This window comes from Paenibacillus sp. 05T425, assembly GCF_056396205.1.
Window position 1 is genome coordinate 41,430 of record NZ_JBFTLA010000009.1, and the last position, 22,684, is coordinate 64,113.

At 55.0% G+C, this 22,684-nt stretch carries 20 protein-coding genes; 4 read left to right on the forward strand and 16 right to left on the reverse strand.

Features of this window, described 5'->3' with window-relative positions:
- Window positions 1–612: 612 nt before the first annotated feature.
- The 9 genes from map to AC1DF0_RS20795 all read right to left on the reverse strand — a co-directional run bounded on the left by map (window position 613) and on the right by AC1DF0_RS20795 (window position 12,810).
- Window positions 613–1,365: a type I methionyl aminopeptidase gene (gene map, locus AC1DF0_RS20755; RefSeq protein ID WP_477575164.1), complete on the reverse strand. Its 753-nt coding sequence runs from the start codon at window positions 1,363–1,365 to the stop codon at window positions 613–615.
- A gap of 312 nt (window positions 1,366–1,677) precedes the next feature.
- Window positions 1,678–1,866: a hypothetical protein gene (locus AC1DF0_RS20760; protein WP_307206031.1), complete on the reverse strand. Its 189-nt coding sequence runs from the start codon at window positions 1,864–1,866 to the stop codon at window positions 1,678–1,680.
- Window positions 1,867–2,045: 179 nt separating this feature from the next.
- On the reverse strand, window positions 2,046–2,264 hold the full coding sequence (locus AC1DF0_RS20765; protein WP_477575165.1) for a hypothetical protein: 219 nt from the start codon (window positions 2,262–2,264) through the stop codon (window positions 2,046–2,048).
- Window positions 2,265–2,399: 135 nt separating this feature from the next.
- Window positions 2,400–2,828: a PaaI family thioesterase gene (locus AC1DF0_RS20770; RefSeq protein ID WP_442048162.1), complete on the reverse strand. Its 429-nt coding sequence runs from the start codon at window positions 2,826–2,828 to the stop codon at window positions 2,400–2,402.
- A 12-nt stretch (window positions 2,829–2,840) separates the two neighbouring features.
- Window positions 2,841–4,670: a long-chain-fatty-acid--CoA ligase gene (locus tag AC1DF0_RS20775; protein ID WP_477575166.1), complete on the reverse strand. Its 1,830-nt coding sequence runs from the start codon at window positions 4,668–4,670 to the stop codon at window positions 2,841–2,843.
- Between the two features lie 15 nt (window positions 4,671–4,685).
- Window positions 4,686–6,488 carry an acyl-CoA dehydrogenase family protein gene (locus tag AC1DF0_RS20780; protein ID WP_477575167.1) on the reverse strand — a complete coding sequence of 601 codons (1,803 nt, stop codon included), beginning with the start codon at window positions 6,486–6,488 and terminating at the stop codon, window positions 4,686–4,688.
- A gap of 31 nt (window positions 6,489–6,519) precedes the next feature.
- Window positions 6,520–7,743 carry an acetyl-CoA C-acyltransferase gene (locus tag AC1DF0_RS20785; protein ID WP_477575168.1) on the reverse strand — a complete coding sequence of 408 codons (1,224 nt, stop codon included), beginning with the start codon at window positions 7,741–7,743 and terminating at the stop codon, window positions 6,520–6,522.
- A gap of 30 nt (window positions 7,744–7,773) precedes the next feature.
- A complete protein-coding gene (locus AC1DF0_RS20790; RefSeq protein ID WP_477575169.1) occupies window positions 7,774–10,203 on the reverse strand; it encodes a 3-hydroxyacyl-CoA dehydrogenase/enoyl-CoA hydratase family protein in 2,430 nt (809 codons plus the stop codon).
- Window positions 10,204–10,557: 354 nt separating this feature from the next.
- On the reverse strand, window positions 10,558–12,810 hold the full coding sequence (locus AC1DF0_RS20795; protein ID WP_477575170.1) for a heterodisulfide reductase-related iron-sulfur binding cluster: 2,253 nt from the start codon (window positions 12,808–12,810) through the stop codon (window positions 10,558–10,560).
- A 303-nt stretch (window positions 12,811–13,113) separates the two neighbouring features.
- Here AC1DF0_RS20795 and AC1DF0_RS20800 point away from each other — a divergent pair, with 303 nt between their 5' ends.
- Both AC1DF0_RS20800 and AC1DF0_RS20805 read left to right on the forward strand, forming a co-directional pair.
- A complete protein-coding gene (locus AC1DF0_RS20800; RefSeq protein ID WP_477575171.1) occupies window positions 13,114–13,935 on the forward strand; it encodes an electron transfer flavoprotein subunit beta/FixA family protein in 822 nt (273 codons plus the stop codon).
- A 27-nt stretch (window positions 13,936–13,962) separates the two neighbouring features.
- Window positions 13,963–14,961, forward strand: a complete 999-nt coding sequence (locus AC1DF0_RS20805) for an electron transfer flavoprotein subunit alpha/FixB family protein (RefSeq protein WP_477575172.1) — start codon at window positions 13,963–13,965, stop codon at window positions 14,959–14,961.
- A 500-nt stretch (window positions 14,962–15,461) separates the two neighbouring features.
- On the opposite strand, the gene AC1DF0_RS20810 is transcribed toward AC1DF0_RS20805, so the two are convergent.
- The 6 genes from AC1DF0_RS20810 to AC1DF0_RS20835 form a co-directional block, all read right to left on the reverse strand.
- Window positions 15,462–16,133, reverse strand: coding sequence for an SOS response-associated peptidase (locus AC1DF0_RS20810; protein ID WP_477575173.1), 672 nt, complete (start codon window positions 16,131–16,133; stop codon window positions 15,462–15,464).
- 76 nt (window positions 16,134–16,209) lie between these two features.
- Entirely contained in the window at window positions 16,210–17,061 is an 852-nt protein-coding gene (locus tag AC1DF0_RS20815; RefSeq protein ID WP_337104075.1) for an AraC family transcriptional regulator, read from the reverse strand.
- A 149-nt stretch (window positions 17,062–17,210) separates the two neighbouring features.
- Window positions 17,211–17,885 (reverse strand): hypothetical protein, encoded by a 675-nt coding sequence (locus tag AC1DF0_RS20820; RefSeq protein WP_477575174.1) that lies wholly within the window; start codon window positions 17,883–17,885, stop codon window positions 17,211–17,213.
- Between the two features lie 25 nt (window positions 17,886–17,910).
- Window positions 17,911–18,363, reverse strand: a complete 453-nt coding sequence (locus tag AC1DF0_RS20825) for a flavodoxin (RefSeq protein ID WP_477575175.1) — start codon at window positions 18,361–18,363, stop codon at window positions 17,911–17,913.
- 22 nt (window positions 18,364–18,385) lie between these two features.
- Window positions 18,386–19,189: a hypothetical protein gene (locus tag AC1DF0_RS20830; RefSeq protein WP_442048150.1), complete on the reverse strand. Its 804-nt coding sequence runs from the start codon at window positions 19,187–19,189 to the stop codon at window positions 18,386–18,388.
- Window positions 19,190–19,248: 59 nt separating this feature from the next.
- The gene (locus AC1DF0_RS20835) at window positions 19,249–19,431 is read right to left on the reverse strand and encodes a hypothetical protein (RefSeq protein WP_442048149.1); all 183 of its coding nucleotides are present in this window, start codon (window positions 19,429–19,431) and stop codon (window positions 19,249–19,251) included.
- A gap of 395 nt (window positions 19,432–19,826) precedes the next feature.
- Here AC1DF0_RS20835 and AC1DF0_RS20840 point away from each other — a divergent pair, with 395 nt between their 5' ends.
- Window positions 19,827–20,678 carry an exosporium glycoprotein BclB-related protein gene (locus AC1DF0_RS20840; RefSeq protein WP_477575176.1) on the forward strand — a complete coding sequence of 284 codons (852 nt, stop codon included), beginning with the start codon at window positions 19,827–19,829 and terminating at the stop codon, window positions 20,676–20,678.
- A 56-nt stretch (window positions 20,679–20,734) separates the two neighbouring features.
- Here the strand turns inward: AC1DF0_RS20840 and AC1DF0_RS20845 are convergent, their stop codons facing one another.
- Window positions 20,735–21,298, reverse strand: coding sequence for a hypothetical protein (locus tag AC1DF0_RS20845; RefSeq protein ID WP_442048147.1), 564 nt, complete (start codon window positions 21,296–21,298; stop codon window positions 20,735–20,737).
- A 114-nt stretch (window positions 21,299–21,412) separates the two neighbouring features.
- Here AC1DF0_RS20845 and ilvA point away from each other — a divergent pair, with 114 nt between their 5' ends.
- Complete coding sequence (ilvA, locus tag AC1DF0_RS20850) at window positions 21,413–22,681, forward strand: threonine ammonia-lyase IlvA (RefSeq protein WP_477575177.1); 1,269 nt, start codon at window positions 21,413–21,415, stop codon at window positions 22,679–22,681.
- Window positions 22,682–22,684 lie beyond the last annotated feature (3 nt).

Here is a 22,684-nt window from a genome sequence, read left to right on the forward strand (position 1 = left end):
ATGATTTCTCATTTTTTCGGCTCGCTTGGCACAGGTGTTTCATGTCGTAGCAGCTATAACGATAATCTCCGATAACTTCAATGTAAAAAAGAAAGCCACATGGAGTTGTTACACTCGCATGTGGCTATCTATCCGGGTTGTACCCGCCTTTTCTCGGTAGCAAATCCTCAAAATCGCCAGAAGCTACCGCTTTATATCCAACAGCCGCCTCCTACCTCTAACCTCTAGCTACTATTCCTCCAGCTCCTTCCTATCTTCCCTCGCCAGCTAGCGCGTTTGACGCACGATTGATGTAAACGACGAGAATGCCGTGTAAGTAACGGACATTTTCGACCGTTAGCGGCTCCATTTTGAGGTTTGCGAAACGTAACGGACATTTAAAGCAGTCAGCGGGGTAATTGGAGCTGTATTGTTCCGATTTCGCCAGCTAGTAGCCGAAAATGTCCGTTAAATCGCGAACCCCCGAAAAAAACTGCTCTAATCGTCGAAAATGTCCATTAGACGAGGGAGAAGAGTTACCTCTTAGACGAGATAAGGTGTGACGGAGGGGGATCTGGCGTAAGGCGGGTCTGCGTCAAGGCTCGTGAGGCGCAACTGGGTTTGATTAGTCATTTATTCCCAACGCGTCAGTACGACTGGTCCTTCTTTCGTTATGGCCACCGTATGCTCGAATTGTGCTGACCACGCTCCGTCCCTTGTGCGTGCCGTCCAACCGTCTTGCGCAATGTACACATCGTCGCGCCCCGCCGTTAAGATCGGTTCGATCGTAATGACCATCCCCTCCTCCAGCATCACACCTGTACCCGGTACGCCGCGATGCTCGACGGTCGGGTACTCATGGATATGTCTGCCGATACCGTGTCCGACGAATGATGTAACAACCTGAAAGCCCTCGCGCTGTGCCCTGGACTGAACGGCGTAACCGACGTCTCCGAGACGTTTGCCAGGTAGAGCCTGCTGAATACCGTCCATCAGAGACAGCTTCGCCGCCTTAAGCAGCTTGTCGGCAGCAACTGTTGTTCGCCCAAGGGCGTAAGTCCACGCTGAATCGGCCTTCCAGCCGTCTACATCGGCAACCATATCGATGGTCACAATATCTCCTGCCTCAAGCGGAACGCTATCGGGAAAACCATGGCACACCACATCATTAACGGAGGCGCAAGTGGCAAACGGATATCCTTTATAACCTTTCTGCGCAGGCGTCGCCCCACGATCCAGCATGAACCGTTCAACGAACCGATCAATCTCCTGCGTCGTCACGCCTGGCGCAATACGCCCTGCAATCGCCTTGTGGCATGCGGCGACGATGCGCCCCGCTTTCCGAATGCCTCGAATATGCTCCTTGGACTTCAACTCCAGTGACATGACTGTGCCTCCTTAAAGTTTATAAAAACGAAACGAAGCATGTAAGCGCGTGTATATGTAAACGATATTCGTTGAATCGCTCCCCCATGACGTCTATTCGTGAACATTTCCCGCATCCTCCAAAGGTTATGAGGATGCGACAAATAGCGGGGCAAGTTGAGGAGTAGTAAGCTCATATATGATCTTACAGAGTGGGGTTAGACGGTTGAGTGACCGGGGAAGGTGGAGTGGTGGAAAATTACGACAAACAACAAAAAAGCCTTGCCCGTTCCCAGCAGGAACGGACAAAGCTATATATTCGGGTACGTGTGCTCAACTGACCGAGGAGTTCATTCTGCCTAACTCGTCTTCAACCAATGTCGTCAATTCATCCTCGTAGCCACCTGTGATCCGGTACTTTCGAATGTAATCCTTCACAAATTTCCGCGGGTCCTTGGGTTGAAAAATTCTCGTGAGTTCTTTCAGGCTTTCCTTGACTTCATTCTGGCTATGTTTCGCCATGAAATCTCCTCCCTTATACGATGGATGGTCGTCCTAAACAGCAATGTACGAGAACGCATGCGGCTTATTCACCGCAAGACCCCCCTCGGTGCAGGTAACTCCATGGCCAATGAGTCACAATGTTTTAACTTTTCTTACTATTATAACATTTTGGGAACAATTATGAAAGTGAACAATTATTAATCTATGCGATCGGCTTGTTCGGATATCGGCTCGGCAGCGAGCTCCGTATCCGCCGTACGGGCCGAAATCTTGACAGGAGGTGGGATTTCAGCCGATGATTGGGCAGCCGAAGCGAACTTTTCTTTACGAAACATTCTTAAATAGGCGACAACGCCAATGATAGCAACTGCCAGCCCGAACGCCAGCACCAGCATCGTTACCCAACCTTCAACCATGATCCCGCCTCCCTCCTATATATTATTTATCGGATAAAACGGTCCAAATTATTATTGAATACCCAAATGTTTACGCTTCCATATATTAGGTATTATAACGAATGCCACAATGGTAAGCAAATGATCGTCATTCCCCTATACGAGTCGATAAGCACCGCTTGCCCAAGCGAGCAGCTTGCCGTCTTCATCCTTAACCTGCCCTTGCAGCGTCAGTGTCCGCTTCGTACGATGTAGCATTTCCGCTTCGCATATCAATAGCCCGCCCTTGCTGCTCGATAGGAAATGCGTGTTCATCGTCGCCGTCACCGTTCGTTCATTCGCATGAGCCAGCATAACGACAAGTCCCATCGCATTGTCCATTAACGACATCAGCACGCCGCCATGAACGATGCCGATCAAGTTCAAATGCTGATCTCCCGCATCCAAACAGATCGTCGCTTTTTTGCCGTCCGCTTGCACAACCTCGCAGCCAAGCAAGCCCCAGAAGGTAGCCTGCGCACGCGCGGCCAGCCGCGTCAAGAGACCGGCATCGCCTGCCTGCTGCACGAACCAATCCTCATCCATGACGCTCCCCCTTCATTCCTTCTTGGTTGCCTCTCCCTCTGCCTCTGCCTTCGCTTTCGCTTCCGCTTCCTCCTCCAACAGTCTGCGACGCAATATTTTGCCAACCATCGTCTTCGGCAAACTATCCCGGAACATATACTGATGCGGCACTTTGTAGGCGGCCAACCGTTCGCGGCACCAGCGATCCAGCTGCATCGGCGAAATGTTCCAGCCTTCCTTCAGAACCAAATACGCTCGAACCGTTTCCCCCCTGTACGCATCCTTCACGCCGACGACCGATGCTTCCTTCACTGCAGGATGCTCGAACAGCACCTCCTCCACCTCGCGCGGATAGATGTTGAACCCGCCGGCGATAATGACGTCCTTAATGCGATCCATAATCGTAAAATAGCCCTCTTCGTCCATCGTCGCCAAATCGCCCGTATACAGCCAGCCATCCCGCAGCGTCTGCGCCGTCTCTTCCGGGCGATTCCAATAGCCCTTCATAACCTGCGGTCCGCGTATGACCAGCTCGCCAAGCGAACCGACCGGCAGGTGCGCGCCGGTCGCCGGATTGATGACCGATGCTTCCGTATCGGGAAAAGGCAGTCCGATTGTTCCGATCTTGCGCAGCCCCCAGATCGGATTGGCATGGGTGACGGGCGACGCTTCCGTCAAACCGTAGCCTTCGATGAGGCGCCCGCCGGTCAGCGCCTCGAACTGCTCTTGCACCTCAAGCGGCAAGGCGGCCGAGCCGCTGATGCACACATTGATGGAAGAGAGGTCAGTCCGCGGAGCATCCTTGTGGTGAATGAGGGCGACGTACATCGTCGGCGCGCCGGGAAAGATCGTCGGACGCTGCTCCTTGATCGTCCGAAGCACCGTATCCGGCTCGAAGCGCGGCAGCAGCACGAGCGTGCCAGCTCGCAAGACCGACATATTCATAAGGACGGTCAGGCCGAATACGTGGAAGAGCGGAAGCGCCGCGAGAAAACGCTCCTTGCCGTCCTGTGCCTTATAGCACCAGGCCGACGTCTGCATCGTATTGGCGACCAGATTGCGGTGCGTCAACATAACGCCCTTCGGCGTTCCCGTCGTGCCGCCTGTATATTGAAGCGCGGCAAGCTCATCCCCCTTCGGCAGCTCGGGGAGCAGCACAGTAGAGGACACCGAGCTAAGCAGCTTGCGATAGGCAATGACGCCATCCTTGCCGTACTCGATATGGATGCGAATGCCGTCCTTGCGCTGCTTGAGCGGGTAGAGCAGATTTTTCGGAAAAGGCAGGCCATCCTTAATCGAAGTAATGATGACATGCCGCAGCTGCGGCAGCGGTCCGTTCTCCGGTTGCTCGCCGCGAACGCGGGCAATACGCCCCGCCAGCAGATCGAGCGCAATTAGCGCAACAGCGCCGCTGTCGGCAAGCTGGCTTTCGAGCTCCCGCTCCACGTACAACGGATTCGTCTGTACGACGACGCAGCCTGCGAGCAGGACTCCATAATAAGAGACGACCGCCTGCGGGCAATTGGCCAGCATAATCGCCACGCGTTCGCCCGGCGAGATGCCGAGTCCTACAAGACCTTGCGCAAGCTTAACGGCATCGGCATGCAGCTCACGGTACGTCATCGTTTTGCCCATGAAATGAACGGCTGTATGATTCGGATAATGATTAACGGCGTTTAAGAGAAATTGGACGATGTTTTGGTCCGGATAATCGAGCGAAGCAGGTATTTCCTCGGGATAGTGACGCAGCCATGGACGCGGAAGCGGTTCGGATACGGCGGAGTGGACGGATTCAGCATCTGCCTGATCGACAGTCGGCTGCTCACTTGGTAGTAGCGGGTCCTGCGGTCCGAGCGGTTCCATTGACGCTCTCCCCCTTTATACGACATAGTGCTCACTTCGGATGACGCGTCCCGCTATTCCCCGCTTCAGCGCGATCGTATCGGCAAGCGGCGCACGCATCAGTTTTTTCAAGACCGATAGTTGCATCTGCAGTCCGTCTCCCTGCTCCATTGCTGCAAGGGCAAGCTTCGCAATCGACTCGAGCCTCTCCATTGATTCCTGCACGAACACTTCCGTCATTGCGGCTGCATGCTCGAATTTGTCCGATACGCCAGCGCCTCCCGCCGTGTTCAATTTCTTCGTCCTAAGCATCGCACTCTCCATCGCGAACAGCTCGATCATCATATCGGCCAGCGAGCACAAGATCTCCTGCTCCTCCTCAAGCCGAATGCCAAGCTTCTGTAAAGCCAGCCCTCCAACGGCGAGAAAAGCTTTTTTACCTTGAGCGATGCGGTACGTTTCCTTGCTGAGCGGCTCGTCGAATGTCGGCAGCGGCATTGGCTGTGTCAGCTCGGCTTGCAAGGCGCGCGCTTTGCGCAGGAGCGGAAGCTCGCCTTTGAGCGCTTTTTTCATCAGGGTGCTTGGTATGAGCATGCGGTTAATTTCATTAGTCCCTTCGAAAATACGATTAATTCGCGAGTCGCGGTATATCCGCTCGACCTTGTACTCCTTGATGTAGCCGTAGCCGCCATGAATTTGGACGCCCTCATCCGCCACGAAGTCCAGCGCTTCCGACGCGAACACCTTCACGATCGAGCATTCCAACGCATATTCGCTGATCGCTGCCGCAATCCGGCTGCCCGCGTCAGCAGCGCCTTCTCCAGCAACTTCCTCGGCCGACGCCCCGCTCAGCATACCGTCAATCCAACCCGCCGTCCGGTACACCATGCTCTCCAGCACGTACGTCCGAATGTTCATGTCCGCCAGCTTCGCGCCTATAAGCGGATACGAAGAAATCGGTTTGCCGAACTGCTTGCGCTCATTCGCGTATTTGGACGCCAGCTCAATCGTTTCTTTCGAAGCGCCTAGACAGCCCGCGCCAAGCTTGAAGCGGCCGATGTTCAAAATATTGAACGCGATGCGGTGGCCTTTGCCGATCTCGCCTAGCACGTTTTCAACCGGCACTGGCACATCCTCGAAAAACAGCGGGCAAGTGGAGGAACCTTTGATGCCCATCTTATGTTCCTCCGGCCCGATGCTGAAGCCTTTCATCCCTCGCTCGACGATAAACGCCGTAAAATATTCACCATCTACCTTCGCGTATACGATGAACAAATCAGCGAAGCCGGCGTTCGTAATGTAGAGCTTCGAGCCATTCAGGATGAAATGCTTGCCGTCCTGCGACAACCGAGCCGTCGTCCTAGCGCCTAATGCGTCCGAGCCGGAAGACGGCTCGGTCAAGCAATACGCCGCGATCCGTTCGCCCGTAGCGAGACTAGGAAGATACTTCTGCTTCTGCGCCTCCGTGCCGAAGAACACGATCGGCAGCGTGCCGATGCCCGTATGCGCGCCGACCGACAATGCAAAGGACGAAGCGCGAGACAAAGTCTCGGCGAGCAGCGTCGTGCTTACTTTGTCGAGGCCGAGACCGCCATACGCTTCCGGTATGTCCGCTCCGAGCAAGCCAAGCTCGCCAGCTTTCCGCATGAGCTCTACCGTCAGTTCGTAGTTCAGCGCTTCGATATCCGCATCGCGTGTCAACAGCTCCGCCTCCATGAACTGCCGGGCAGCGTCTCCCATCATGACCTGTTCTTCATTAAAATCCTCGGGCGTCACGACCGATTCCGGCGTGCTATCTTCGACGACGAATCTGCCGCCGAAACGTATCGTTTCCGTCATGCCGATGGCCTCCCCTCAATCGTTTTCTTCCTTATTCCACTTCGCCATACACTTCAATCACGCCAGCGGCACCCATGCCGCCGCCAACACACATCGTTACAACGCCGATTCCTCCGCCGCGCCTTCGCAGCTCATGAATAAGCGAGACGGTCAGCTTCGTTCMCGTACAGCCGAGCGGATGACCGAGCGCAATGGCGCCGCCGTTGACGTTGACCCGTTCTGGGTCGATGCCGAGCTGTTCGATGATCGGCACGCATTGCGCGGCGAAAGCCTCGTTCAGCTCGAACAGATCGACTTGTTCGAGCGTAATGCCCGCTTTCGCCAGCGCCTTCGGCACGGCCTCGATCGGGCCGATGCCCATGACCTCCGGCGCAACGCCGGCAACGCTGTAGCCGCGGAAAGCTGCGAGCGGCGCAAGGCCAAGCTCGGCGGCGCGCGCGCGGCTCATGACGATGACAGCAGCAGCGCCGTCGCTCATCTGCGACGAATTGCCCGCGGTGACCGTTCCTTCGCGGGCAAAGGACGGCTTGAGCGGGGCGAGCGTCGCGACCGTCGTCTCTGCTCTGACGCCTTCGTCCGTATCGAAGGTGAAGCTCTTCTCCCACGGCCGGCCCGCGTCATTGACGCCCGATCTCGTCGCGAAGATCGGGACGATCTCGTCCTTGAACTTGCCGGCCGCGATCGCTGCCGCGGCCTTCGCATGGCTGTTCGCGGCGAATGCGTCCTGCGCTTCGCGCGTCACGCCATAGCGGCGGGCCACCTCCTCGGCGGTGTGGCCCATGCCCATGTATACCTCGGGCATCGAATCCACAATGCCCGGATGCGGCGAGAGCTTGAAGCCGGTCATCGGCACATGGCTCATGGTTTCGACGCCGCCGGCGGCGATGGCATCCGCCTCGCCAAGCCGAATGCGCTCGGCCGCGTAGGCGATAGCCTGCAAGCCGGACGCGCAGAAGCGGTTGACGGTGACAGCAGGCGTCGTCACCGGCAGCCCCGCATACAGCGATAGAACGCGGGCAACGTTAAGTCCCTGCTCTCCTTCCGGCATTGCGCAGCCAATAATGACATCTTCAATCTGCTCCGGCGTTACGCCAGGCGCACGGGCCAGCGCCGCTTGCAGCACCGCACGGCCCATATCCTCGGCCCGCGTCTCGGCAAGGCTGCCTTTCTTCGCCTTGCCGACCGCCGTGCGCACAGCGGACACAATGACCGCATCGCGGTCATGATCGACAAACAACGGTGAATCAGCCGACATCGTTCCCTCCCCCTTCAATTCGTAATTGCTTTAATTGCGAAGCGGCTTGCCTGTTCGCAGCATATGGCTCATCCGCTCCTGCGTCTTCCTCTCGCCGCACAGGCTGAGGAAGGCCTCGCATTCCAAATCGAGCAAATATTGCTCGCTCACCGCAGCGTCTGCCCGAACGTCTCCTCCGGCCAGCACATGGCCAAGCTTACTGGCAATCAGCTCGTCGTGCTCACTAATATGACCGCTTAATCTCATTGCCTGCACACCTACCTTGAGCACCGCCTTGCCCTCCCGCCCGGCAACCCGTATGCTCTGCTCGGCTGGCGCGACGTACCCGGCGCGGTCAAGCTCCAACACCGCCCGCTTCGCTTCGGCGATACGCGCATCCTGCCGCATGATGACCGTATCTTGCGGCCGCATGAAGCCGAGCTTGCCGACCTCGAAGCCGCTCGATGAAGCTTTGGCCAGCGCAATCGTCTCGAACAACGCGTTCAATTGCGGCTGCAAATCTGCTCCGGTTGCCGTTCGCGAAGCTGCAAGCGCCGCCGCTTCCTTGCTGCCTCCGCCAGCGGGAATGAGGCCGACCCCCGTCTCGACGAGTCCGAAGTAGGTCTCCGGAGAGTAAATAATCCGGTCGGCAGGCAAGCACGCCTCCACCCCGCCGCCTAACGTCATCCGATGCGGAGCCGCGACGACAGGACGATCAAGCCGCTTAATCTGCAGCATGCTGCTTTGGAAATAGCGGATGATATCCTCGACCTCATCCCACTCCCCGTTCTGCGCCTCCATGAGCAGCAGCATGAGGTTGGCGCCGACACAGAAGTTGCGGCCTTCATTGGCTATGACCAAGCCGCGCCAATTGCTGGCGACCTCGGCCGCGCTCAGGCGGATCGCCGACAAAATATCGCCGCCGATCGCATTGTTCGGCGAATGGAACTCTAGACAAGCGATATCGTCGCCAAGGTCGATCAAGCTCGCGCCGGACGTAGCGAGAATCGTTCGACCGGACGCTTTTAACGCGGTTAAGGAAATCGAATCCGATTCCCGTTCTTCCAGTTTATAGGATGTACCCGCTGCGTATGACCGAATATTGTCCTCTTCCTTGTAGAAGCTTTCATGTCCGGCTTCCAGCAGCTCCGTCACCCAAGCAGGAACGTCATCCCCCTCCGCCTTCATGCGCGCTACCGACTCGCGCAGTCCGATCGCATCCCATAACTCGAACGGCCCAAGCTCCCAGTTGAAGCCCCAGCGCATCGCCCGATCCACGTCTGCAATGGAGTCGGCGATCGCATGAAGCTGCGCCGCCGAGTATAGCAACGTCCGCTTAACCGTTGACCACGCGAACTTCGCGTAACGGTCGGACGGATTGGTGCGCAGCAGCGCGCGTACCTTCGCCGCAGCCCCCTTGGCCGACTTCGACGCATCAATGATCGGAGAGCTCACCGATCGCTGTGCTCCATACTCCATCGTGCTAAGATTCAGCGATTCAATAACGCTGCCTCCCGCCCCCTTCACTTTGCGGTAGAAGCCCGCTCCCGACTTCTCGCCAAGCCGACCTGCGGCAACCAGCTTCTCCAGCAACGGCGGCCGTGCAAAGACCGCTTGCTCCGCCGCATCCTCGCTCCGCTCCCTCACATTGTCGACGACATGGAGGAGCGTATCGAGTCCGACGAGGTCGAGCATGCGGAACGTCGCCGTCTTCGGCCTCCCCATAGCCGGTCCGGTGAGTGCATCAGCTTCCTCTACCGTCAGCTCAAAGGCGAGTGTATCCTCAAGCGTGACGAGCATGCCATAGGAGCCGATCCGATTGGCAATAAAATTAGGCGTATCCTTCGCAATGACGACGCCTTTGCCCAGCCGTTTCTCGCATATGTCCTTAAGCAGCGCTACTACGCCGGCATCCGTGCTTGCCGTTGGCACAATTTCAACGAGCTTCATATACCGCGGCGGATTGAAGAAGTGCGTCGCCGCGAAGTGACGGCGAAACTCCTCGCTAAGTCCCGCAACCATTGCCCCAGCCGACAACCCGGACGTATTCGTGCTCACCAGAGTGCCAGGCCTCCGTACCGAAGCAATGGCTGCAAGCACTTCACGCTTCACGTCAAGCCGTTCGACAACGGCCTCAATGATCCAATCCGCATCTCCGAGCGCCGCCAGATCATCCTCCAGATTTCCCGGCTTGATCCGTGTCACCCAAGCGGCATCGTAGAGCTGTGCCGGCTGCGCCTTCGCCATGCGGGCAACGGCAGCAGCTGCCAATCGGCTGCGCACCTTAGCATCGGCAAGCGTAAACCCCTGCCGCTCCTCCTCCGCTGTCAGCTGCCGCGGTACGACATCAAGCAGCATGACGCGCATGCCCGCATTCGCCAGATGGGCAGCAATACCTGCCCCCATTACACCTGAACCGATAACGGCCGCGGATCGGATGGATGCGGCGGTTTTTGGCAGCCCTTGCCCTTTTGTAGACATAGATGAATCCTCCCCTCATGCTTCAGAAAGTTGTAACTAGCAGCAGGTCACATTCGCTCCGTGTTCCGTTGCAGATTATGCAACAGAATGGCTTACCATCGCCTCCAGTGATTAACTCCGTTGTACAAAGTGCAACTGATTCTCCGATATCAGCTCGAATGCAGCACTTAACGCATAGGTCAGTTGCAAAAACTGCAACGACGCCGACTAAATCACGCTCCTCCAACCCGTTCTGATGCAGTTTCTGCAACGTGGAACGACAATCAAGCGATCAACAAGTGTCCATCGAGCATCTAACCATAGACGAACTAGCCCACTTTTTTCCGCGGAAGCGCACTTTTCAACAAATGTCCTTTATTCGCCGAACACACTTTCCGCAAGCAGCTCCGCCACGTCCCTTGCTCGCACAATTTCACCGTCATCGTCGTCCGTCAGCGACTTGAGCCCATCCTCCATCATCGTCAAGCAATACGGGCAAGCCGAACTGATGACGGTAGGCTTCACCGCCAGCGCCTGCGCGGTGCGGGCATAGTTGACGCGAGTGCCTGAGCGTTCCTCCATCCACATCATCCCGCCGCCGGCACCGCAGCACATTCCGTTAGCGCGCGAACGCTCCATCTCCTTTAACGCGACGCCCGGTATGGCTCGCAGCACATTTCTCGGCGCTTCATACGTATTGTTATAACGACCGAGGTAGCAGGAGTCATGATAAGTAATCGTCTCATCAAGCTCGTATACGGGCTTAATCGTTCCCTCCTCTACTAGCTGCGCCAGCAGCTCCGTATGATGCTCGACCTTCACATTTGGACTTAAGCCAAAGTCGGGATATTCGTTTTTGAACGTGTTATACGTATGCGGGCACGCCGTTACGATTCGATTAATGCCGTATTTGGCCAGCGTCTCAATATTGCCTTGACACAGCTCTTGGAACAGCAGTTCATTGCCAATCCTTCTTGGCGTATCGCCCGAGTTACGTTCCTCCGCGCCAAGCGTCGCGAAATCTACTTTTGCAGCGTGCAGCAGCCTTACGAGATCGAACAGCACGCGCCTGCTGCGAGAATCGTATGCCCCCATCGAGCCCGCCCATAAAAGCATTTCCGGCATATGACCTTGCCGCTTCAGCTCCTGCATCGTCGGCACGCGAATGCCGGTTTTTCGCTCGCATTCGTCAATCCAAGCAGCGCGCTCGGCGCGAGGCAGTCCCCATGGATTGCTCTGCCGCTCGATATTTTGCAGCGCTCGCTGACCGTCAGACGGCAAGCTTCCTTCCATTAATACAAGATAGCGGCGCATATCGATAATTTTGTCGACATGCTCGTTGCCAACCGGGCATTGCTCCTCGCAATTGCGGCAGGTTGTGCAAGCCCACAACTCCTCCTCGGTCATTACATCCCCGATCAACGCCGCGTCCTCCGGCTTCACTCCGTCGCGCTTCACCCATGCCTGCTCCTGTGCCGCCATCGTCGGCTCAATCGTCGTCGCGCCAACCGACAGAGCAGCATCGTCCCAGGAAGGGAGAACCGCCCCCATCGTATGAGCCGCAGCGGCCGTTTCCCTAGACTGCCACAGCCCAGCAGGCATCCAAGGCGATTTGGACGTAATGGCCGCTCCCTTCTCGGTCAAATGATCTCTTAGCTTTACGATCAAATGCATCGGCGAAAGCAGCTTGCCGGTGCTGGCAGCGGGGCATACGTTCGTACATCTTCCGCATTCGACGCAGGCATACAGATCGAGCAGCTGCTTTTGCGTAAAATGTTCGATTTTGCCCGAGCCGAACGATTCCGCCTCCTCGTCCTCCAGATTGAGCGGCGTCAGCCGTCCATGCGCATCTCCTCTCCGATAAAGCAAATTAACAGGTGCCGTCAACAGGTGAAAATGCTTCGACTGCGGCACATAAACAAGGAAGCCCAGCAGCACTAGAAGATGCGTCCACCAAAACAGCTCAAACCCCACATCCGCCATCGCGCTGTGCGGCTGAATCCCCATCCATTGCAACGCAATGGATAACGGCTCACTTACAGGCGCATAAACATCGGACACGACGTGTCCCTCGCTCGCCAGCCTCTCGAACGATAAGGAGAGCAGGATCGACAGCATAAGCGACCCGATGAACCACATGACCAGCGACGGCTTCCAGCCCCGCTTCAACCGCGGAAGCTTCTCTCCATACCGCCTGAACGCTCCGTACAAAACAGCGAGCAGAACAAGCGACACCGTCAGCTCCTGCATCCATGAGAATGGACCGTACACCTGCCCTGGGATCGGCAGCGGTTCGCCGCCTCTCAGCCCTTTGGCAATGAGGTCGACAGCTCCGAATTGGAGCAAAATGAAGCCGTAAAAATAAACAAGATGCATCAAGCCGCTCCGCAAGTCCCTCAGCAGCCTGCGATGTCCAAATACGTGAGCAAAGAAGCTGTTGTTGTTGTCGTTGTCTCGTCTCGGACGGTAACGAATGAAATGGTACGGGACGCCCAGCCTCATATAGCCTACGCGCCTTAATACGACGACAGCGAACATCGCAACCGCCAATACGACAAGCGCTGCAAAAAAAATCCATCTCGAGGCGGTCGCAATCTGCTCCCAGCTCCAAGCGCCGTTTAGCGTCATAAGTCGCCCCCTTTCTGTTCCGATACAGCTTAGCGCAATGAAATGGGACAAGTAATAAAGCGCTTACATAAATAGCCGCGGTGCTCCATGTATATGAGCCTCACGGCGCGAACATGCAGGGGAAACGTCAATTGCCTGCGGTCTATTCATCTTCGCGATTACATATGGTAGCAATGATGGGACAATGCCGAGGGCCGATATGGGATAAGCAATGTTCGGCTTTGCCGCTTGCATATGAACGGCTGCTGCCGTCCTCATGCGGCAGCGGCGTGTCTAATACAGGAATAAGCGAGGGGAGCTTCAATGTTAAAGATCGTGGTGCTGCTCAAGCAAACATTCGATACCGAGGAAAAAATCATCGTATCAGGCGGAGGCATCGATGACAGCGCGGCCAAGTTCATTATTAATCCTTACGACGAGTATGCGCTCGAAGAGGCCATTCGGCTGCGGGATCAACATGGAGGACAGGTCATCGCCGTCGCCTGCGGACCAGAACGGACGCAGGATGCGCTGCGTACGGCGCTTGCCGTTGGTGCAGACGAAGCGATCCGCTTAAGCGATGACGGAAGCTTGGGCGATGACGGCTATGCGGCCGCATCCGCGCTAGCTGCGCTTGTACAGCCGCTTGAGCCCGATCTCGTGCTGGCGGGCTTGTTCGCGGTTGACAGCGGTGCCGGCAGCGTAGCGCTGCAGGTCGCAGAGCTTCTTGGCCTGCCGCATGCTTCCGCGGCGGTCAAGGTAAGCATTATCGCCGCGGCGGAGCGTGCGGGCTTACGCGCCGCGCTCAATGAAGTTGACTGCGAGGCCGAGCATTACGCGTTAGTCGAGCGTGACGTCGAGGGCGACACCGAGACGATAACGATTCCGCTGCCGGCACTTATTACAGCCCAGCAAGGACTGAACGAGCCGCGCTATCCATCATTGCCGGGCATTATGAAGGCGAAGCGCAAGCCGCTCCGAACGGTGGCTCTGTCCGAGCTGGCTATAAGCATTGAGGCAAGGACGGTACGCTCCGGGCTATCCGCCCCTCCTCCCCGCGCTGCGGGCAAGACGCTCGCGGGCACTCCCGCCGAGCAAGCCGCAGCGCTGACCGAGCTGCTGCGGACAGAGGCGAAGCTGCTTTAAATTATCGTGCAAAGGAGTTGCCTACCTATGTCTAGAACGATACTCGTTTTTGCCGAGAGCCGCAGCGGCAGCCTGCGCCGCGTCGCGCTTGAGGCGCTCGGCGCCGCAAGGCGCCTGGCAGGCAAGGACGGCGAGGTCCACGCCGTTCTCGCCTGCTTCGGCGGCGCGGCGGAAGAAACCGCCGCGCTCGCTGCGCGGGGGGCGGACGTCGTGCACATTGCCGACGATCCTTCCCTCCGCGCTTACGCGCCCGAGGCGTACATCGCCGCCATCGGCGCCGCCGTTGCCAAGGTAGCGCCGGATGCGGTGCTGCTCGGCCACACCGCCATGGGGCGCGAGCTCGCGCCCCGCGTGGCCGCGGCCCTTGGCGCCGGCCACATCGCCGACGTCACCGCCATCGAGGACTCCGGCGATGATGGCGGCGACGTCGGCTTCATCCGCCCGCTCTACGCCGGCAAGGCGTTCGAGCGGCGCAGCTTCGTGCCGGGCAGACCGTGGGTCATCACGGTCCGCCCGAACAACCTGCCTGCGGCCGAGCCGCTGGATGCGGCCGCTGGCCATACGGCTGCCGTGAAGGAACTCCCCTTCACGGTGCCGCCGCTTTATACCGCCGTGCGCGGACTCGTCCGCCGCACGAGCGGCCAGCTCGATCTCGCCGAAGCCGACGTCGTCGTTTCCGGCGGGCGAGGCGTGCGCAGCGCAGCGGGCTTCGAGCCGCTGCATGCGCTCGCGTCCGTGCTCGGCGGCGCGGTCGGTGCCTCCCGCGGCGCCTGCGACGCAGGTTATTGCGACTATGCCCAGCAAATTGGGCAGACCGGCAAAGTCGTTACGCCGCAGCTCTATATCGCCTGCGGCATCAGCGGCGCCATCCAGCACCTGGCCGGCATGAGCCAGTCGCGCGTCATCGTCGCCATCAACAAAGACCCCGACGCCCCTATCTTCGGCGTCGCCGACTACGGCATCGTAGGCGACCTCTTCGAGGTCGTTCCGCTGCTAACCGCCGAGCTCCAACGCGCTCGCGCATAAACATCAACACCTTTTAACCCCTTTAGCACACTCTCCCCTCTACTCAGGAAATAACAATCTTCCCGAGCTAGAAGGGAGAGCTCTCCCTCTTTCTATCGTACTTCCCTCTTACCATCACCGTTCACACTGCTCCTCCTACTCCCTATGCTTGGTCAACTATACGTTTTTATCCCTTTATCACACTCTCCCCTTTACTCAGAAATCATCCACCAGCCTGCTTCATTCCATCTTCATCGCCCCAGCTAACGCTCGTCCTGATCTAAAGGGAGAGTGAGATAATGCCGATTTCAGCCTTGCCTCCTCTTCTTCCTGACCTAACGGGAGAGTCCGATAAAGCAGATTTTAGAGCTTCCTTCGAATTCACAGCCCTAGACTCTACAAAACAAAAAAACAGCAAAGCTAGGTATTCCCTTGAGATGCCGGCTCGGATTGAGCTCTGGCTTTCATGCAAGGAACAGCTAGATTTGCCGTTTCATATTTCGTATCGTTCGTTCGTTTGTTTATGCGTAATCGATTCGAATTTCCCGGATGCAGTCGGGTGACTCGAAATATTCGTCGTGGACCGCGTTAGTGACGGGGTAAGCGCGCATCAGATAGGTATCCATTGCTTCCAAGTGCTTGCGTAAGCCGGCGAATTCCGTCAGCTTCGGATCGAGCCAATCTTCAATTCCTTCTTCATCTAAAATAACGGGAACGCGGGGCTGCCATACGGACATCGCTCCCGAAGAGGCCGCTGTAATGATGGTGAAGGCGCGAACCTCTTGTCCTCTCGTATCCTTCCACGAATCATATATAGCAGCGACGCCGAATATCGGTTGATTCGGGAGGACAACATGCATCGCCCTTGGGTCGCGCTCCTGCCCGATTTGCTTGCGGCCGAAGAAGCCGCTGCAAGGCAGGACGCAGCGCTGCTTGCGAAGCATCCGATCCAAAAACGGCTTTTGAGACAACGTCGTATGATCGGCATTCACCGAATCCTTCGCCCAAAACGGAAATAGCCCCCATCTTGACTCCTGCATCGTGCGTTGTCCAAAGCGATCGTTCATAACAATCGACACGTTCTGCGTCGGCGACACGTTGAACCGATTCGTATACCCCCGAACTACTTTACTTACTTGAAACATCTCCACCATATCGCCAATTTCTCCCGTTAACGAAAACCGTTCAATCATCGCGCACTCTCCTTCAGCGTTGTTGAAACCAGTTTTTGTTAGCTGAAGGAAAATTATTCATGAACATCGTTAACTACTACATCGTGAATCGCTTGCGGAATTTGAGCGGCGGCATGCCTGTATTGGAGGCGAACAGCCGCGAGAAATGCGGCGTCTGTCGAAAGCCCGTTTCCTCCGCTACGCGAGCGATCGTCCAGTCCGTCTTAATGAGCAGCAGCTTGGCCTGATCCAAGCGATAATACAGCAAATATTGCTGCGGGGTACAGCCGAACACCTCAGTCATCGAGCGTGTAATGTAATTGGTATGAAGCTGCAGCACCTCGCTCAGCATCGTATTGCTGATCGGATTGCGATAATTAAGCTTTAAATATGCGGCAGCCCTCTCCGCGACGGATACAGCAGCCTTCGCCGCATCCGAGCGCCAGCCCTCGTCAAGCATTTGCAGCAAATGCAGAAACCGTTGCTGACGATCCCAGAAAGCGCCATGCGACGAGCTCTTAGCCGCCTCATGCAGCTGAGAGAATATAACCTTGGCCTCATCCGGATACGTAAGCTTCATATGCTTCGGCAGCCGAATCGCATATGTATAATAGTCGCCTCGGAGCGAGCCCGACTGACTGCCCTCCGTCTCTTCCCATGCGCCGACTGTCTGAAAATGAACCCAGTCAAACACCGTATTTTCCGAGCAAGGCTTCGTTGAATAATGCCAACGATCGGGGCGCAAAATGAGCACGTCTCCCGGACCTAGCGTCCATCTGCGATTTTCTTCGGCTACATGAAGCGACCCCTCATTTACAAATAACAAATCAAATACGCCTAAGTTGGAACGATTCGGATGCTCCTCGCCAACTCGATAGGTTAATCGATTCGATTCTATAAAAAATGGCAGCGGCGGCGAACGAAATGTTAGCAATAATTCCTCTGTCAACCTGATCTCTCCCATTAGCTTCTTATATGACCCTTGCAACTACTGCCATGTTACTTGAAATCGGATTCAATTGTCTATAACAAACAACAAATAAGCAGGTTAAGAATTATCCCGTCGGGATTGCTCTTAACCTGCTTATTCTCGTATCCTCAATTAACTTGCCCCGCATCTATCAGCGGCAACAAACTTTTGGCCAGGCTCATATAGTCTAGCGATTGCAAGAGTGTAGCCTTATCGGGATGATACACGTGTTTTTTTCCATTATACAAAGACAGAATCTCAATTGAAACTGGAAGACACTCGAACGCATGCGCACATAACACCGTTGTCATGTGGAAGAACGTGGAGACCGTTGCTTCATTTGCTTCGAAAACGCACTTTTGAACCTTGTAGCCTTTCGCAGCCGAATCACGGCTATTGTCCTCGACAATAAGCTGGATAATTTGCGAGAGCTCCAAGTCTATAGACGGTATATAGACGCTAAACTGCTCGAAGCAAACGATCGGTTCGCAGGCTCGGTTCTCTCCTGTGAGAAACGCTGCTAGTTGCGAAATCACTTGCTGTTTCGTTTGCAAAAAATGCTCATTGGAATGAAACTTATAATTCCGATTACTCCACCGCCGCTCAATAATAGCCGCTATCGACTGCTCTGTTCGAGCTTCTAATGGAAGCGTATAGAACTCGTTCACGCAATGACTGGCCGCATATTGAGCCAACTGCTGCCAGTTAACATCCCGCTCCCGCTCGCTGTTGCGGCGAGGATTGCGAAGCAGCTCCTCCAGCTTGTAATCCTCTAACCGTAATACCTCATGTGTCTGACTCATCGGAACGGCCGCCCTTCTGCCCTAGTTAACCAACAACTGCAACGAGGCCTGCGATCTGGCGTCCGACGCTCTTGCCTGCTTCTAATTCTTCGTTCGAAGGGTTATATTCGAACTTGATGCTTTCAGCGGCGATGTCTGCTCCTAGCTCCTTAAGCTTCTCTTCGATTGTATCGACTGCTCCGCAGTAGATCGGATACGACGTGTCGCCTGAGCCGAAAACGGCAGCCTTCTTACCTGTCAGATCAAGTCCCTCCATTTCTTCATAGAAATCGATGAACTCGTCGGGCAGTTCTCCGTCTCCCCACGTATATGCGCCGATGATAATACCGTCATACTCAAGCAGCTCTGCTGCGGAAGCATCGAATGCGTCCTTCGACACGACCTCTGCTCCCGCCTCGGCAGCCCCAGCGGCAATCGCTTCCGCCATCTCTTCCGTATTGCCCGTCATGCTTGCATATACTACTAATACTTTTGGCACCGTATCAGCCTCCCGTCTTCTTCTATCCTCTATTCAACGTTTGAATCCCCTGGAACAACGTCGCCATATAAATACTGTCACCCTGCAGATCGATGTCCGTAACCGGGCAACCCAGCTTCACCGAAAGCAGCGTCACCTGCTGTCTCATATAAGCAAGTCGGAATAATCCCTTATCGGTACATACAAAAATGTCATTTCCTTTGGCTTGCACGGAGAATATAAACGGCTTACCGAAGCGGATCCGATTGAAACGCCCCTTTTTATCACCGATTAACAGCTCGCCTTTATCGCTTGTTCCGATTAGATGGCCTCTATATACGGCCAAGCTTGTAACGCTCGCCTCCAGCTCGAAATGCGTCCAATCGTCCATAAAGCGATCATATAGCGAAATACCGCTCTCATTGGCAATAACAAGATATTGAGGTAAGTTGATGAAATCGTAGACTCGTTTATCCGAGCAAGCCGCTTTCTCCCAGCCCCCCGCTCCTTTCGCCCACAACCCGTACTCCGTTGCCGCATAGGAAGTTCCGCCGATCAGGCGGTATTGATAGCAGGGGATTGTCAGACCGTCATTCACCCACTCGCTTCCATCCCATTCATACAAGCCGTCGCTGGTGCAAGCATGAAGCAGGTCGTGCTGCAATTGCAGTCGATTAACCGATGTCCCTTCCGGCATCCCGTTCCCCAGCTTCACCCATTTCTCTGAAGCATCAATCGCGTAGATACCATGACCAACCGAAGCCGCGTACAAAAAGTCCGGACCTGCCTTGATCGATGAAAAAGGGAACAGCAGCCAATTCCAGGGCCTGCTCTTTTCCGTTTGCATACGTTTCTCTCCTTTATTCTCAGTTGTTCGCTTGTTGTGCTGATGCTGCTTCACGTTATTTATTCAACCGCGTATACGCTCCGCGTCAATGGATTATTGTTATCTGCCTGTTTATGCTCTAGGGATACTTCTCCCTTTGGCGTCCGTGCAATTGCTGCTTCGTGTCCGGCAATACGGTTCTCCTCATGCAGCAAAACGCTTATTTCCCGTTTATTCGTTACCATCTCATAAAGCAAGCCCACTCATGAAACCTCCTGCCTGGTTAACGCAACAACTTTTGTTGTGTTGATTTATTGATAATGATTATCACTTTCGTATATATGATAACCATTCTCAGTTTTGGTGTCAATACACCTACCTCATCTTCTTCCTATAACTGCCAAACTTTTTCTGCTCTGCGCCGGTATCTGCCCTCCTCCTCCAAATGTACCTAATTGATAGAGTACTTCGACCTCTACTTGACGTACAACGGCCCCCTCTAAACAAGGGAGATAGGCACTTTCTCTACTTTTTCTAGTGAATCTATGGCTAGCAAACAACTAATTTTAAGAAATAAGGCTAATTCTCTTAACATAGCAGACAAATCCCCAAGCCACTGTTAGAAGACACGCATAAGATAGGAGCAAATACTAGGGAGGTGTTTCATCTGGGTAATCTTTATGAGAAAAAACGTAGTGTTAAAATCTCTGGCTGCCATCCAAAAAGAAAAAAAGATGATTGTATCGTCATTAAGAAAAAAATCGTAACGGGTAAAATTCAAGTCAATGCTCCAACGGGACGTAGAGGTCCCCGCGGTTTCACTGGTCCTGTCGGCCCAATCGGGCCTGCTGGAAGCGGTGCAACCGGTGCTCCTGGACCGCAAGGACCTGCCGGACCTGCTGGCGCTACTGGCGCACAAGGCATTCAAGGGATTCAAGGCTTGATCGGACCTACCGGCGGTACGGGCGCTACAGGCGAACCTGGAACAACCGGTTCGATCATTCCGTACGCTTCCGGTATTCCTGTAGTTCTAATTTCTGCTTTAGGATTAGTAGAAACCGTTAGTCTAGTCGGTTTTGGCATAGCCCTTCCGGGAGTATCCTTGATTGGTGGAACAATCGATTTAACAAGCCTTGCCAATATCGCCCTTCTCGGTCCAAATATGGCATTCTCCGTTCCTCGCGATGGCACAATCACTTCGATCTCCGCTACGTTCAGCAACACAGTTTCTATCACGCTCACGGGTGTGGCAACTGTAACTGCGCAGCTCTATAGCAACACGGATTTAACCAATAACGTATTCTCTCCTGTTCCAGGCGCCCTCGTTAATATGACTCTACCTGCTGGTCTGCTTAATATCGGCGACACGTTTAGCGGTATCACTTCTCCTATAGCTGTTCCGGTAACGGCTACTACTCGCTTGCTGATGGTTTACTCTGTTACAGGCGATGCTCTTATCGAACTCTTCACCGCAACTGGCTTCGGCAGCGCGGGCATTACGATCAACTAATTTTACTAGAATAAAAGAAAGACCGACTCTCGGGGGTCGGCCTTTCTTTATTTCCATCATAAATTCAGCTTAAGTTGCAGCTTGAAAAGTATACTTATCTGCTCGCCGCTGAACTGGACATCCTGTACGGTCACAACGTCCTGCTGCGGCAAATCTAGCGGAATGACTTGCGTCTCTAGCATCCGCAGCGGCAAATGGATATCCTTGACGGTCAGCGCCCTAGGCCGCAGCACGATGTTCGGCGCTTGCCACTCCAGCTTATACTCCGCCTGCAATTGTACGGGCAAGCGATCCTTGTAAGTAACGTTCAGCTTTGCAATCAGACGATCGCCGTCCAAATCGAACGCGGCGCCGTCCAGTGTCGTATCCGGAGCGAGCGGCTCGGCGGACGCGGACATATGCATTTTGACCAAGTTGTTAATATCCGCTTCGGTCAGTACAAGCTCCGGCTTCAGCTTCTTGATCATATCGAGCGCCTTGTCCTTCACGCTGATTGCCTCATACGACATCGTGAGCTCCTCATCCGGCTCGACGTAGGATACGAGCCACCAGCCTCCGCAGGCGAGCAGCAGTATAAGGATACCGATTAGGATAGCTAATCTTTTGAGAGCTTTGCGCATGGTTTGCCTCCTATTCGTCAATTTCTTCGATAGAGAATGCGGTCATTCGGCAATGAAGGTGCTATAATAGACCGATAATTATGGATATTCATACAGATCGAGAGGATGGACGCTATGAGTCAACACGTTGAACCTTCACCCCGCATCGGGCTTGAAGATATTGTACATGCCCAAATGCATTTGAAAGATGTCATTACACGTACGCCGCTGCAATACAATCGTGTGCTCTCCGAGCGTTACGGCTGCAACCTACTGCTTAAACGCGAGGATTTGCAGATCGTCCGATCGTTCAAAATACGCGGTGCTTACCATCTTATCCGCTCCCTGTCTCCTGAGACACTGGAGAAAGGCGTTATCTGTGCTAGTGCAGGCAATCACGCTCAGGGTGTGGCTTACTCCTGTCAGGCGCTCGGTATTCCAGGCAAAATCTATATGCCAAGCACGACACCGCGCCAGAAGGTGAGCCAAGTGTCCTTCTTCGGCGGCTCGCAGGTCGAGGTTATATTGACCGGCGATACGTTCGATGACGCTTACGCAGAAGCGGTCGCCGAAAGCGAGCGCAGCGGCATGTCCTTCGTTCATCCGTTCGACGATGCGAAGATAATCGCAGGCAACGGAACGATCGGCCAAGAGATTATGGAAGCCGCCGATTCGGTTCCCGATTATGTCTTCCTAACGGTCGGCGGCGGCGGCTTGGCGGCGGGTGTTGCTTCTTATATTAAGATTGTATCGCCTACGACGAAGCTCATCGGCATCGAGCCCGAAGGCGCCCCTTCTCTTCGCGTCTCGCTTGACCATGGCGAAGTTACGCCGCTCGATCAAATTGACAAGTTCGTAGACGGCGCTGCCGTCAAACGGGTAGGCGATCTCACGTTTGCGATATGCAAGGAACTTCTGGATGACGTCGTTGCTATTCCCGAAGGCAGAGTATGTACAACGATGCTCGACCTTTACAACGAGAATGCAATCGTCGCCGAACCTGCCGGCGCGCTTCCGATTGCGGCGCTTGAAGCGTTCCGCGATCAGATCGCGGGCAAGACGGTTGTATGCATCGTTAGCGGCGGCAATAACGATATCGACAGAATGCAAGAAATTAAGGAGCGTTCGCTCATCTATGAAGGCTTGAAGCATTATTTCATGTTGAGCTTCCCTCAGCGGGCCGGTGCGTTGCGCGAGTTTCTAGACCAAGTGCTTGGACCGAATGACGATATTACCAGGTTCGAGTACACGAAGAAGCATAATAAGGACAATGGTCCCGCTCTCGTCGGTATTGAACTGAAGCATCGCGACGACTACACATCGCTCGTGGAGCGTATGTCGCGCAAAGGCTTCCAGTTCGTCGAGTTGAACAAGGACCCTGTATTGTTTAATCTGTTGATTTGATTG